The organism is Sulfitobacter sp. TBRI5, assembly GCF_051013555.1.
GTDB lineage: Bacteria > Pseudomonadota > Alphaproteobacteria > Rhodobacterales > Rhodobacteraceae > JL08.
Window position 1 is genome coordinate 3,603,353 of the sequence record NZ_CP112884.1, and the last position, 12,577, is coordinate 3,615,929.

The window sequence follows — 12,577 nt, forward strand, 5'->3', positions numbered from 1 at the left end:
GCCCCGCCGTGTCGATTTCGTGCGTTTTGGTCTTTTTTCATCCTGCCCCCGCCTATAGATGAGGGCCAACACAGGAGAGACCATGACATTCTGGATCATTGCAGGCCTGATGGCCGCCCTTGTGGCGCTTTTGCTGGTTCTGACCGTGCTGCGCGCCCGCGCCAGTGTCGGACCGGCGGCAGCCTTTGATTTACAGGTGTACCGCGACCAGCTGAAAGAGGTGGACCGCGATCTGGCACGCGGCGTGATCGGCCAGAGCGATGCAGAACGCATCCGCACCGAAGTATCGCGCCGTATTCTGGCGGCAGATGCACAGATGCAGGATGGACAGACATCGACCGAGGCACCGGGCGCAGCGACCTATGCCATGGCGGTTGTGATCTTTGCCGCGCTGGTTGGCGGCACGCTTTATCTTTACCGCGATCTGGGGGCGCCCGGATATGGTGATCTGGCGCTGGACACACGCATTGAAATGGCGCGGATCGCGCGCGAAACCCGCCCCGATCAGGCCACTGCCGAAGCCAGCCTGCCTGCCGGCAACCCGCAACCGGAGCTGAGCGCGGATTACACCCGCCTGATCGAACAGTTGCGCACCACCGTCGCGCAGCGCCCCGACGATTTGCAGGGCCACATGCTGCTGGCCCGTAACGAGGCCGCGATTGGCAATTACGTGGCCGCCTATACCGCGCAGCGCGAGGTTTTGCGGATCAAGGGGGACGAAGCCTCGGCATCGGACTACACCGATCTGGGCGATATGCTGATCCTTGCCGCGGGCGGTTATGTATCCCCCGAGGCAGAGGCGGCGCTGGCGCGGGCCCTGCAACTGGACCCGAACAATGGCCCCGCGCGTTATTATCAGGGGCTGATGCTGGCGCAGACCGGGCGCCCCGATCAAGCGTTTCGCATCTGGGACAATCTGTTGCGCGCCGGCCCCGCCAATGCGCCGTGGATCGAACCGATCCGCCTGCAGATCGAACAGATGGCCGATCTGGCGGGGGTGAATTACGCCCTGCCCGTTGCTGCGGCAGTTGCCAGCGGTCCGTCTGCCGCCGATGTCGCTGCCGCATCCGAGATGAGCGTAGAGGACCGGCAGGAGATGATCCGCGGCATGGTCAACGGCTTGTCCGACCGGCTGGCCACCGAAGGCGGCCCGCCCTTTGACTGGGCGCGCCTGATTGCGGCCCTTGGGGTTCTGGGCGAGGAAGAACGCGCCATCGCGGTCTATACCGAAGCGCTGAGTATCTTTGACGGTGATCCAGAGGCGATCGAACTGATCCGCAACGGGGCCCGTCAGGCGCAACTGATCCCATGATCTTTGACGATATCGCCGATTTTGCCGCCGCGCTGCCACCGATGCGGGCGCTGATCGGGCTTGATCTGGGCGAAAAGACCATCGGGGTGGCCGTCAGCGATGGTATGCTGTCTGTGGCGACGCCGCTGGAAACGATCCGGCGCACGAAATTCACCCAGGATGCCGCCCGTCTGCAGGATATCATCGCAGAGCGGCGGATTGGCGGGCTGATCCTTGGGCTGCCACGCAATATGGACGGGTCCGAAGGCCCGCGCTGCCAGTCGACCCGTGCTTTTGCGCGTAATTTCGACCGGCTGGGCGATCTGCCCATCGGGTTCTGGGATGAACGGCTGAGCACGGTTGCGGCTGAAAAAGCCCTGCTTGAGGCGGATACGACCCGAAAACGTCGCGCCGAGGTCATTGATCACGTCGCCGCCAGCTATATCTTGCAGGGTGTGTTGGACCGGCTGCGCCATTTGCGGCCCTGAAGGAACCTGAACCATGAGCGATGACGTCTGGAAACGCGACGAGGTGCAAAGCCCCTGCATCAAGATCTGCGTGATCCATCCCGAAGCGCGCCTGTGCACCGGCTGCCTGCGCTCGATCGACGAAATCACCCAATGGTCCAAAATGAGCAACGAGGCCCGAGCGGCCATCATGGCCGAATTGCCCACCCGCACCGGCCAGATCACCAAACGCCGCGGCGGCCGCGCCGCCCGTCTGGGAAACCCGCCCCGGATTTGAGGTGGCGGAGTCTTAGTGCATCTGTAGCAGCTGAGCTTTTTGCGCCCGACTTGGACGCTTAGTTTATCCCAACGTACCGATTTACAGGTCGCATGTGTGCATGTCGCGCGGTATCGTTGATGGAAATGACATGCTCAAGAATTGCGAACATGACGGACACTATTGAAACAACGCCCGCAGATCGAAGACTTGCGGCAATCTTGATGGCAGACATCGTCGGTTATTCCCAACTCATGGGCGCTGATCAGAGCAGCACAATGAATGCACTAAGGCAACTGCGCAGTACGCTGTTCAATCCCATAGTAGATCAACACCGAGGCAACATCAGAAAGAGTATGGGGGATGGCTGGCTTGTTGAATTTCCATCAATTTCGGATGCCGTCACATGCGCGATTGCTATTCAGACCGGATTGATCGGTCATGACGTGATCAGATTGCGTATTGGCATTCATATAGGCGAAGTGTTCTTCGAAGCCGACGATGTGTTTGGCGAAGGTGTAAATGTCGCCGCACGGCTTGAGGCTTTGGCCGCGCCCGGACAGGTTCTGGTTTCGGACACTTCGATGAACAGTCTGGATCAGAAGACAGCAGCGATTTTTCAGGGCGGAGTTGCGCAAAAACTGAAGAACATCGCGCGCCCTGTCGGCGTTTGGAGCTGGCCGAACGCGATCCCTATCGAACGCGCGACGAAACCAGAGGCGGTTGATCCGACACGCGAACCGAGCATCGCAGTTCTCGCTTTCGACAATCTATCGCGCGATCCCGAACAGGAATATTTTTCCGACGGGATCACCGAAGACATCATCACCGACTTGTCGAAAGTCGGCAGTCTGCTGGTCATCTCGCGCAACTCCAGCTTTGCTTACAAAGGAAAAACAACAGATATCCGGCAGGTTGGCCGCGAACTTGGCGTAAGTCACGTCCTTGAAGGCTCCATACGCCGCGTTGCAGACCGTATCCGCGTAAATGCGCAGTTGATTGATGCGAAAAACGGCGCGCATCTCTGGGCTGAAAGATATGACCGCCAGATCACAGATTTATTTGCCGTCCAGGATGATCTGACGATGTGTATCGTTGATGCTCTCAAGATCAGGCTGACGGCAGTCGAACACAAGCGCATTGGTATGGTTCCAACTGCGAACCCAGAAGCACACGACTGGTTTCTGAAAGGTCGTGAGGCTGTGCTGAGCAGCGACAATACAAAGGAAGTGTTCGAACTGGCCTTGAGGTGTTTCAACCGTGCGATCGAGCTTGATCCGGACTATGCCGAACCTTACGCCGGACTTGGGCATGCCTATACCCGTGAATTCCAGAACAAGTGGCTGGGTATTCCAAACAGCTTGGAACATTCGCAACGCTTCATCGACACGGCGCTTCAGAAGAACCCGGACATGCCCTACGCGCATTATCTGGATGCAATCAACAAATTCTGGCGCGGCGAACACGCAGCCTCGAACGAAGCCATTGATCGGGCCCTGTCGCTCAACCCGAACTATGCGATGGCCATTGGCATGCGGGGTATCAATGCGGTTAACTCGGGCGCTCCGCTTGACGGCCTTCCTGATCTGGAACGCGCTCTTCAACTGGAACCCCGCGCCGGCCATCTTAATGTTCATTTCATGGGCATGGCGCATCTGCTGGCCGGAGATTTCGAAACCGCTGTTCTTCGCTTCAAAGAGCGTATCGCGGCATCGCCCGCGACCGATCTAAGCCGCGGTCTTATGATCTCGGCGTTTGGACATCTTGGAAGGGTAGAAGAGGCAAAAGAAGTTCGTCGGGAACTGAAAGAAATCAACCCGGGGTATTCGTTCTCGGAACATGTCGGGCGTCTGCCATTGCAGGTACCTGCCGCGCTGAACATGCTGCTGGACGGATACAAGAAAGCGGACTTGAAGGACTGAACTGCCTTCAGTCAAAGGTGTTGTTCCAACCAAGCCGCCACGCCGCCGGCCATTTGCGGGCGGAAATAGGCGATCATGCGGCCATCGGGGCTGGCGGTGGTTTCGGCGACCCAGGGTGCGACGCCGTGCAGGATGTGGCGGTGCAGGACGATCGCTTCGCCCGGCTGGGCGGGCAGTTTGATGCGCGCGCAGGTGTCAAACACGGTGCGCCGCGCGGCCTGATAGGCGGCGGTTATATCAACGTCGTGCAATTGATCCTGCGGGTGTCCGGCAAGTGCGTCGCGAAACGCGTCACGCATGATGAGATGGCTGCCCTTCCACACCACCAGCGGCGCGGCATCGGCTGGGGCGTCGTTCAGCGGCAGGCCCAGAATGAACTGGTGCGGTTCCTGCACCTTACGCATCTTGTGCGGCCCGACAGCAATCAGCCCGTCCACATGGGCCGCATCGCGGTTCAGACGATAGCGAAAGGCGGCATCGTTTTCACCCGCGCGCGGTTTGGGATAGCCGGGGTACATGACAGACAGCTGGGCCTTGTGCAGGGGCGGCACCGGTCCGATGTAATCAGTGATAAAGTCAAGCGCCGCCCCTGTCAGCGGGCCGGACCCGTCAATTGCCCCTGCAGCATCGTTGTCCAGCGCATCTACGCCGACAAACCATGTGCCCTGACACTGATGCCAGTGGGCCAGCGCCGGGTCGTCCACGGCGCGGCGCGCGGCACCTGCTGCGTGCCTTGCCCAATGCGCCACATCCGGATCAAACGCGAAGCGCGCCCATCCTTTTTGCGCGAAATCCGCTACCATCCCACAGCCTTGCGCAGCATGTTCAGGGCCACCAGCGTCAGGAACACCGCAAAGACGCGTTTCAGCGGCTTGGGGTCCATTGCGTGGGCCAGCTTGACGCCCAGCGGGGCGGTGATCAGCGTCATCGCAACTACAATGCCAAAGGCCACCAGATTGACCGCGCCGATGGTATAGGGCGGGCGCGTTTCGGGCGCGACCTCCAGCATCAGAAACCCGATCACCGATGGCACCGCGATCAGCACACCAAATCCGGCGGCAGTGGCCACGGCGCGATGGATAGCCACGTTATAAAGGCTCATCAGCGGGACGCCGAAACTGCCGCCGCCAATGCCCATCAGCACCGACATGAACCCCATGACCGGCGAATAGATCGCGCGCCGGATGCCGGTCGGCATCGCCTGCCCCAGCCGCCAGTCCGCGCGTCCGAAGCCCATGTAAAGACCGATGATTATACCGAACACTCCGAACACCCCCTGCAAGGTTGAGGATCGCAGCGCCGCCGCAACCAGCACCCCGAGGATCGCCCCGACCGCAATACCGGGCGCCCATGTGCGCAAGATCTCCCAGTCGACAGCGCCCTTCTTGTTGTGGCTGAGAACCGAGCGGAGTGAGGTCACGATGATCGTGGCCAGCGATGTGGCCAGACAGACCTGCATCAATTGCGGGCCGTCATAGCCAAGCGTCTGGAACGCATAGAAAAACGCCGGCACCAGAACAATGCCGCCCCCGACGCCCAAAAGACCGGCCAAAACGCCGGCGAAGGCACCAATGACAAGCAAAAGCGCAAACATCTGCATCAAAAGGGCGGGATCATGCATGGCCTGTATCCTAAAAAGACGGTCGCGCCGTGCTTACACCGGCTCTGACACCGGGGCCAGCGCAGTAATGTGATCCAGTGCCCGCAATACCAGTTCGGGCCCTGCCCCGTCCTTGTGTGCACCTTCGGACAGGGTGCGCCGCCACGCGCGCGCGCCCGGTTTACCGGTGAACAGGCCCAGCATATGCCGCGTGATCTGGTTCAGGCGTCCACCCGCCCGCAAATGGGTTTCGATATAGGGCAGCATGTCATGCACCACGCTGACCGGATCGCTGTCGAAGCCACTGCCGAATATCCGCCGGTCTGCCGCGCACAGCACCGATGCCGGATCATGATAGGCTGCACGCCCGATCATCACGCCGTCCAGCCCGGCATCCAGAAACGCCTGTGCCTGATCCAGAGTGGTGATGCCGCCGTTGACGGAAAGGTGCAGCGCCGGAAACAACCCCTTCATCTGTCGCACCAGATCGTAATCCAGCGGCGGAATATCGCGGTTTTCCTTGGGGCTAAGCCCTTGCAGCCAAGCCTTGCGGGCGTGAATGGCAAACCGGTCACAGCCCGCCGCGCTGACCCGCGCCAGAAAATCGGGCAGAACATGTTGTGGGTTCTGATCATCCACACCGATCCGGCATTTTACCGTCACCTCGACACTGACTGCATCGCGCATCGCCTTGACGCAATCCGCCACCAGCCCGGGCCGCTCCATCAGTACCGCACCGAAACACCCCGATTGCACCCGATCCGACGGGCAGCCGATATTCAGGTTGATCTCGTCATAGCCGGCCTGTTCGCCCAACCGGGCCGCCTGCGCCAGTTCGGCCGGTTCGGACCCGCCAAGTTGCAGCGCAACGGGATGTTCGCTGGCGTCATGTTCCAGCAGATGCAGCGCCCCGCCCCGCACCAGCGCTGGTGCCGTCACCATTTCGGTATAGAGCAACGCATGCCGGGTCATCCGCCGGTGCAGACAGCGGCAATGGCGGTCTGTCCAGTCCATCATAGGCGCAATAGATAAACGCGCGGCCTTTGTGGCTGCGTTCAATGGCATAAAGCAGTCTCCTTTGGTCCGTCGTCGCGTATCGCAGACCTGCGGTGAACACCATACGCAGTTGGCGCCTGTTCTGCCACCCTGCCCGATTGCGAAACCGACAGGCAGCAATGGCGCCAGACTGTGTACGTGCAATGCCGTGGCAGGTGCACTCGCCCGCGACATTCATATGTGGTTGCCCGGTCTAAATCCGCCCGAAAGGCCGGTTTCCTAGCGTCCGTAAGGTTCGATCAGATCGGCCGAAAGCGCGTATCCGATGTCGGCAAGCTGTGTGCTGATTGACGCGGTTCCGAACATGCCGGTGACATTTACAGCTTCAAACAGGCCCGAACTTTCATAAGGCTTTTGCGTGGTTACAAAAACCAACTGGTTGGCCGGCGGCGGCGGCACGTGAATACAGGCACCGACATAGGGCACTAGAATGAACTCCGTCACGCCGGAACCCGAGGTTTCAAGCGGAACGATGTACCCCGGGATACGCACGATTTTGCCGTTGAAATCGGTTCTGACCCCGGATGATGTCGGCTGTTCGGCCCGAAGCGTCGCCATCTCGTCATGGGGCAGAATTCCAAGGCTCTGAAGCCGCTGCGTCACGGAATCGCCACCCGGCGGGATCATGTCGCTCCAGTCCAGATCAAGAACGTCTTCGCTGGCCAGCGACATGCCGGGCGCAATGCCAGTCATCGCAATCAGGCACAGGAATGCACGTCTGTTCAACACTTCGAACACAGTTATCTTCTCACTCCCAGACGTATGGTTCTATCTCGTCCGCAACCATATCATAGCCGATTTCAGCCAGATTGGTGCTGACAGGATTGACCTTGATCGTGCCTTGGACCCAGACCGCTTCGAACATCCCTGCACTGCGCCATGGCTTTTGCGATGTTACGAACACCAGCTGGTTTGGCGGCGGTGGAGGGACATGGATACAGGCCCCGACATAAGGTGTCAGAATGAATTGAGTCACACGGGTACCGCCGGTTTCCAGCGGCAACATATATCCCGGCATCCGGATCTGCGCGCCATCCAGTGCGTCGACGAACTTGTAGGCGTTCGCGTCGAAATCCGGCAACCATGTATCGTTGGCCTCATCATAACTGCCTTCTCCGACAATCTCGGAATAAGGCACCCCTTCGGGAATAAGATCTTCCCAGGTGATTGTGCGGAACGATGTTGCCCAGGCGGGGGTCTGTGCGCCGATCACGGGCAATCCGGCAAGACCAAGCAAAACCGCGCGACGAGTGATCTGCATTTGTCCCTGCCTCCTTTTGCAATCAGTTCCTGACGGTCATGCCGTCGCTTAACGAAAGCCGATACGCCCGCAACGCCGGAAAAAGGCTTGTTCCGGCGGCAGCCAGTATAACCGCAGCCACCACAACCCCTTCGCGGAGCGAAAGTGGTTCGATGGGCAAGTATAAACCGAATGCGGCATCTACGTAAGGACGCAGCACCCACAATCCCGTGTACAAAAGCGCAATTCCAAGCACTGCTGCAATTCCCGCCATCAGCACCGCTTCGAGCATCAGCAGGCCCATAATCGTCAGCGGACGCGCGCCCACCGCGCGCAGGATCGCCATTTCCCGGCGCCGTTCGTTCAGCCCTGAAAAAATCATCGCCGTCATGCCCAACAGCGCAGTGGCCACAACCATGGCCGAAACGGCGATCAGCGCGGTTTCCGCAATGCCGACGATTCCCCAAAGCTCTTGTAATGCCACGCCGGGCAGCACCGCCAAAAGAGGTTCTTCGGGGTATTGGTTGATCGCGCGCTGCAAGGCAAAGACCTGAAGTCGCGATTTCACACCGATCATGGCGGCGGTGATGGCTGCCGGTTTCAGGTCCATCTGCCTGATTTCATCCGGCGTTGTGACCTGACCGGGGATCTGAGCACCGCCTTGCCAGTCAACATGGATGGCTTCGATCGCCTTCAGGCTGACAATCACCGTGCGATCCACCGGCGTTCCGGTTTTGGCCAGAATGCCCGACACCCGAAACGGCTGGTTCTGATGATTGGCAAAAGACGCAAGGCCATGCGCCACGACAAGCGGATCGCCGGTGGAATACCCCAGCGTTGCGGCCACATCGGCCCCGATCACCGCGTCAAACAGATCATCGAACGCCTGGCCTTGGGCAAATTCCAACGCCCTGCCGCCGCGATACTTGTAGCGCAGGAAATACTCGGCCGTTGTGCCCATGACGCGAAACTGGCGGTGCGAATCCCCCAGTGAAATGGGCACGATCCAGTCCACTTCGGGTTGTGCGGCGATGTCCTGATAGCTTTCCCAAGACACATTGTTGGTCGCATTGCCGATGCGAAACACCGAATAAAGCAAAAGTTGCACGGACCCGGACCGCGCACCGACAATCAGATCCGTATCCGAGATCGTATCGCCGAAACTGGCCTTGGCCCCTGTCCGCACCTTTTCGACACCAAGATAAAGCGTAACAGACAGCGCGACCGCAAAAATCGTCAGCCCCACGGTCAGACGGCGCGCCATCAGGCTGCGCAGGGCAAGACGCAGCAGGATCATGCGGCGGCCTCGCGCGTCAGAACGGCAATGTCTTCCATGCGAACGCTGCGATCAAACCGGGGCGCAAGCCGTTCATCATGGCTGACCATCAACAGGGTCGATCCCGCAGCGGCGCATTGCGCAAAAAGCAGATCAAGAAAACTGGCCTGCGCGCCGGCATCAAGGGCGGATGTCGGTTCGTCAGCGACAATCAGCGACGGCGCACCGATCAGTGCCCGCGCGACAGCAACCCGCTGTTGCTGGCCGACACTCAGCCTGTCGGCAGTGGACGACAAAATGATATCGCGCGACAGGCCAAGCGCGTCGGTCAGATCAAGCGCGGCAGCACGTGCATCCCCCGCGCGGGCCCGGCGCGTTGGGGCAAAGCGCAGCGGCAGAAGGATATTGTCAATCGGCGAGGCATAGGGAAGCAGGTTGAACTGCTGGAACACGATACCGATGCTTTCTGCCCGAAAGCGGTCGCGCGCGGCGGGGCGCATTACAGATATCTCGGTTCCGTCCACGCGGATCGATCCGTCTTGAGGTGCATTGATACCGCAGATCAGCGACAGAAGGGTCGACTTGCCCGATCCACTTTCGCCCAGCAGCAAAACGCGTTCGCCCTGCGCGATGCGAAAATCCGGAACCCTGAGGCCGAACGCATCGCGTCCGGCCCAGTGAAATGCAACCTGATCAAGAACCAGTGCAAGATTGGTATCGGCGTCGTTCACCGCGATCCTCGTCAGATCAGTCCCGACAGATCAAGAACCGGTGCATCCCGTTCCACTTCGAAACCTTGCGAACCCTTGTCCGAAATCATCTGCACCTCAACCTCTTGCGCGTTCGGGAAAGCTTCGAAGAACGCAAATTCGATGCGGTTGACCGCGCTCGGATCAGCACAGGTCAGCAGATATTCGGCGTGAAACTCTGTATGGCCTGCCTCTTCTTCCTTGGCGTGATCGTCATGTGCATGATCGTCGCCTTCTTCCTTAGCGTGATCGTCATTTGCGTGGTCATCATGATCATCATGATGCCCGTCTATCAGACCCGCGCTAGAAGATGTGACGGTGCAACCCGCGGCGGCCGGCAGCACGAACAGCGACAACGGCTTGGACAAGGTGGCAATCGCGGTGTCAAGTTTGGCGCGATCCTCGGCTGTTTCAGCGGCGTACTCGAACCCGACAATATCGGCGCCGGGGGCTTCCAGCTCCATTGCGATCTGGCCGTTTTCTATGGCGATGTTCAGAGCAGAATGGCCGTGTTCGTGGGCACCGAGATCGCGTGTTTCCTGCGCAAAAAGCATGGACGGCGCCATCAGGGCAATCATAAGCGATGTTTTATTCATCTTGGTATCTCCTTGTTGAACAGCAAATGTCGGAATCAGGTCTTCATGTCGCGGCACGGACGCGGCCAGCAAGGCTGAGTGTGGCAAAGATCAGGGCAGCGACGCAGACAATGGACGGCCCCGCCGGTGTGTCCAGAACATAGGCCGCCCTCAGCCCGACCAAAGCCGAAAGGCTGCCGATACCTGCCGCCACCAACGCCATGTTTTCGGGCGTGCGGCTAAGCGGTCTTGCGGCAGCGGCAGGGATGATCAGCATGGCGGCGATCAGAAGCACGCCAACCACCTTGATCGCGACAGCAACGGTAATGGCCAGCGCCAGCGTCAGCACAAGTTGTTCGCGCCTTGGATCAATACCGCTGGCATGGGCCAGATCCTCGTTCAGTGTGGCGGTCAGAAGGGCGGACCAGCGCCAGCCGACAAGGGCAACGACCAAAGCCGCCCCGCCCCAGATCACCGCAAGATCCATGCGCGACACGGCAAGGATATCACCGAACAGATACGCCATCAGATCGATCCGGATGCCGGACAGAAACGACACGGCCACCAACCCGAAAGCCAGAGCCGAATGGGCCAGAACGCCCAGCAATGTATCCATGGCATAGCCCCGCCCCGTCAGCAGGTTGACCGTCAGCGCCATCAAAAGCGCGACCACCATTGCCCCGGCGAAAACGGAAATCGACAGAGCCAGAGAAAGAGCGACCCCCAATATGGCGGCATGGGCGGTTGCATCGCCGAAATACGCCATGCGCCGCCATACAACGAAACAGCCCAGCGGGGCCGCAGCCAGCGCGACACCGATCCCGGCCAGCGTCGCGCGCACCATGAAATCATCCAACATTATTCAGCGGCTTCCGTGTGATCGTGTTTTTGGTCGTGGGTATGGTCGTGGTCGTGCCCGTGGTCATGATTATGATCGTGATCATGCCGGTAAAGCGCCAGCGCGCCCAGGGTACCCGAGCCGAACAAGGCGCGGTATTCCGGGGCCGACGCGACCACTTCGGGTGTGCCTTCGCAGCAGACATGGCCGTTCAGGCAGACCACCCTGTCAGACGCGCTCATCACCACGTGCAACTCGTGGCTGATCATCAGGACAGCACAGCCGGTGTCGCGGCGGACCTGTTCGATCTGACGGTAAAACGCCGCCGATCCCGGCTGGTCCAGCCCTTGGGTTGCTTCGTCCAGCAACAACAGGTCAGGTCGTCCAATCAGCGCGCGGGCCAACAGAACACGCTGAAACTGTCCGCCCGAAAGCTGCGACATCTGTGTGTCAGACAGGTCCGGAACCCCCGCCTTTGCCAGCGCGTCATTAATGGCTTCAGCGGCAACACCGCCGGGCAACCGCAAGAACCGCGCCACGGTCATCGGCAGCGTCGGATCGATATGCAGCTTCTGGGGCACATATCCCAGCCTGACGTTTTTACCATAAGTGACCCGCCCGCGCGACGGCTTGACCGCGCCGATGATCGCACGCAGCAGGCTGGTCTTGCCCGATCCGTTCGGACCGACGATGGTTACAATCTCGCCCGGTTCGATCATCAGCGTCACGTGCGCCAATACCGCTTTCGCACCGTAACTGACGCTCAGGTTTTCAACCTCGACAAGGCTCATGCGTCCGCCTTTTCCGCACAGGAAGGACAGACGCCTTCGGCCTCGACAACGGTCTGTTCGATCCGGAAACCGGTTGCCCGCGCAGCCGCGCCCAAAGCCCCCCGCGCCGGTGTTGAATTCGCCTCGGCCACCGATTCGCACAGGCGGCAGATCATGAAGGCAGGTGCATGGGTTTCGCCGGGATGCGAACAGGCGACAAACGCATTCAGCCGTTCGATCTTGTGCGCAAAGCCATGGGCCACAAGGAAATCAAGCGCGCGATAGGCCACAGGCGGCTGTGATCCGAACCCTTCTTCGCGCAACCGGTCCAGAATGACATAGGCGCCAAGCGCACGATGTTCCTGCAACAGGATTTCAAGGACTTTTCTGCGCACCGGCGTGAACCGAAGACCCTTTTCAGCACAGCGCTTTTCGGCGGCGGCCAGTCCTTCCGTCACGCAAACGGCGTGGTCGTGACGCACGAACCCCACCGGGGCGGTCGCGTCTTGCGGCGCGTTCGGAACACTACTTGTCATG

The 12,577-nt window shown here is 60.0% G+C and carries 15 protein-coding genes; 4 read left to right on the forward strand and 11 right to left on the reverse strand.

Annotated elements, in window-relative coordinates:
- The first annotated feature begins 82 nt into the window (after positions 1-82).
- The 4 genes from ccmI (at position 83) to OLX72_RS18010 (ending at position 3,936) form a co-directional block, all read left to right on the forward strand.
- Positions 83-1,312: a c-type cytochrome biogenesis protein CcmI gene (gene ccmI / locus OLX72_RS17995; RefSeq protein WP_433989252.1), complete on the forward strand. Its 1,230-nt coding sequence runs from the start codon at positions 83-85 to the stop codon at positions 1,310-1,312.
- Positions 1,309-1,779: a Holliday junction resolvase RuvX gene (ruvX, locus tag OLX72_RS18000; protein WP_114869845.1), complete on the forward strand. Its 471-nt coding sequence runs from the start codon at positions 1,309-1,311 to the stop codon at positions 1,777-1,779. Before ccmI ends, ruvX begins: the two co-directional genes overlap by 4 nt.
- A 13-nt stretch (positions 1,780-1,792) precedes the next feature.
- On the forward strand, positions 1,793-2,035 hold the full coding sequence (locus OLX72_RS18005) for a DUF1289 domain-containing protein (protein ID WP_433989253.1): 243 nt from the start codon (positions 1,793-1,795) through the stop codon (positions 2,033-2,035).
- A 149-nt stretch (positions 2,036-2,184) separates the two neighbouring features.
- Entirely contained in the window at positions 2,185-3,936 is a 1,752-nt protein-coding gene (locus tag OLX72_RS18010) for an adenylate/guanylate cyclase domain-containing protein (protein ID WP_433989254.1), read from the forward strand.
- Positions 3,937-3,947: 11 nt separating this feature from the next.
- Here the strand turns inward: OLX72_RS18010 and OLX72_RS18015 are convergent, their stop codons facing one another.
- The 11 genes from OLX72_RS18015 to OLX72_RS18065 all read right to left on the reverse strand — a co-directional run bounded on the left by OLX72_RS18015 (position 3,948) and on the right by OLX72_RS18065 (position 12,576).
- Positions 3,948-4,739, reverse strand: coding sequence for a hypothetical protein (locus OLX72_RS18015; protein ID WP_433989255.1), 792 nt, complete (start codon positions 4,737-4,739; stop codon positions 3,948-3,950).
- Entirely contained in the window at positions 4,733-5,557 is an 825-nt protein-coding gene (locus OLX72_RS18020; RefSeq protein ID WP_433989256.1) for a sulfite exporter TauE/SafE family protein, read from the reverse strand. The genes OLX72_RS18015 and OLX72_RS18020 overlap by 7 nt, the downstream gene beginning before the upstream one ends.
- A 33-nt stretch (positions 5,558-5,590) precedes the next feature.
- Positions 5,591-6,601 (reverse strand): tRNA dihydrouridine(20/20a) synthase DusA, encoded by a 1,011-nt coding sequence (gene dusA / locus OLX72_RS18025; protein ID WP_433989257.1) that lies wholly within the window; start codon positions 6,599-6,601, stop codon positions 5,591-5,593.
- A 210-nt stretch (positions 6,602-6,811) separates the two neighbouring features.
- Complete coding sequence (locus OLX72_RS18030; RefSeq protein WP_254684788.1) at positions 6,812-7,321, reverse strand: DUF3299 domain-containing protein; 510 nt, start codon at positions 7,319-7,321, stop codon at positions 6,812-6,814.
- A gap of 19 nt (positions 7,322-7,340) precedes the next feature.
- Positions 7,341-7,853: a DUF3299 domain-containing protein gene (locus tag OLX72_RS18035; RefSeq protein ID WP_433989258.1), complete on the reverse strand. Its 513-nt coding sequence runs from the start codon at positions 7,851-7,853 to the stop codon at positions 7,341-7,343.
- Between the two features lie 22 nt (positions 7,854-7,875).
- A complete protein-coding gene (locus tag OLX72_RS18040) occupies positions 7,876-9,126 on the reverse strand; it encodes an ABC transporter permease (protein ID WP_114872204.1) in 1,251 nt (416 codons plus the stop codon).
- Positions 9,126-9,839, reverse strand: coding sequence for an ABC transporter ATP-binding protein (locus tag OLX72_RS18045; protein ID WP_433989259.1), 714 nt, complete (start codon positions 9,837-9,839; stop codon positions 9,126-9,128). The genes OLX72_RS18040 and OLX72_RS18045 overlap by 1 nt, the downstream gene beginning before the upstream one ends.
- Before the next feature lie 11 nt (positions 9,840-9,850).
- Complete coding sequence (gene zrgA, locus OLX72_RS18050; protein ID WP_114872203.1) at positions 9,851-10,453, reverse strand: zinc uptake protein ZrgA; 603 nt, start codon at positions 10,451-10,453, stop codon at positions 9,851-9,853.
- Positions 10,454-10,496: 43 nt separating this feature from the next.
- Positions 10,497-11,291, reverse strand: coding sequence for a metal ABC transporter permease (locus OLX72_RS18055; RefSeq protein ID WP_114869836.1), 795 nt, complete (start codon positions 11,289-11,291; stop codon positions 10,497-10,499).
- Entirely contained in the window at positions 11,291-12,061 is a 771-nt protein-coding gene (locus OLX72_RS18060) for an ATP-binding cassette domain-containing protein (RefSeq protein WP_114869835.1), read from the reverse strand. Before OLX72_RS18060 ends, OLX72_RS18055 begins: the two co-directional genes overlap by 1 nt.
- Entirely contained in the window at positions 12,058-12,576 is a 519-nt protein-coding gene (locus tag OLX72_RS18065) for a transcriptional repressor (protein WP_114869834.1), read from the reverse strand. Before OLX72_RS18065 ends, OLX72_RS18060 begins: the two co-directional genes overlap by 4 nt.
- Between the last annotated feature and the right edge of the window lies 1 nt (position 12,577).

Coding starts and splice junctions, on each gene's coding strand:
- OLX72_RS18035 (WP_433989258.1), bottom strand. CDS start 7,853: ATGCAGATCACTCGTCGCGCGGTTTTGCTTGGTCTTGCCGGATTGCCC.
- dusA (WP_433989257.1), bottom strand. CDS start 6,601: ATGCCATTGAACGCAGCCACAAAGGCCGCGCGTTTATCTATTGCGCCT.
- ruvX (WP_114869845.1), top strand. CDS start 1,309: ATGATCTTTGACGATATCGCCGATTTTGCCGCCGCGCTGCCACCGATG.
- OLX72_RS18005 (WP_433989253.1), top strand. CDS start 1,793: ATGAGCGATGACGTCTGGAAACGCGACGAGGTGCAAAGCCCCTGCATC.
- OLX72_RS18020 (WP_433989256.1), bottom strand. CDS start 5,557: ATGCATGATCCCGCCCTTTTGATGCAGATGTTTGCGCTTTTGCTTGTC.
- OLX72_RS18060 (WP_114869835.1), bottom strand. CDS start 12,061: ATGAGCCTTGTCGAGGTTGAAAACCTGAGCGTCAGTTACGGTGCGAAA.
- OLX72_RS18055 (WP_114869836.1), bottom strand. CDS start 11,291: ATGTTGGATGATTTCATGGTGCGCGCGACGCTGGCCGGGATCGGTGTC.
- zrgA (WP_114872203.1), bottom strand. CDS start 10,453: ATGAATAAAACATCGCTTATGATTGCCCTGATGGCGCCGTCCATGCTT.
- ccmI (WP_433989252.1), top strand. CDS start 83: ATGACATTCTGGATCATTGCAGGCCTGATGGCCGCCCTTGTGGCGCTT.
- OLX72_RS18015 (WP_433989255.1), bottom strand. CDS start 4,739: ATGGTAGCGGATTTCGCGCAAAAAGGATGGGCGCGCTTCGCGTTTGAT.
- OLX72_RS18065 (WP_114869834.1), bottom strand. CDS start 12,576: ATGACAAGTAGTGTTCCGAACGCGCCGCAAGACGCGACCGCCCCGGTG.
- OLX72_RS18010 (WP_433989254.1), top strand. CDS start 2,185: ATGACGGACACTATTGAAACAACGCCCGCAGATCGAAGACTTGCGGCA.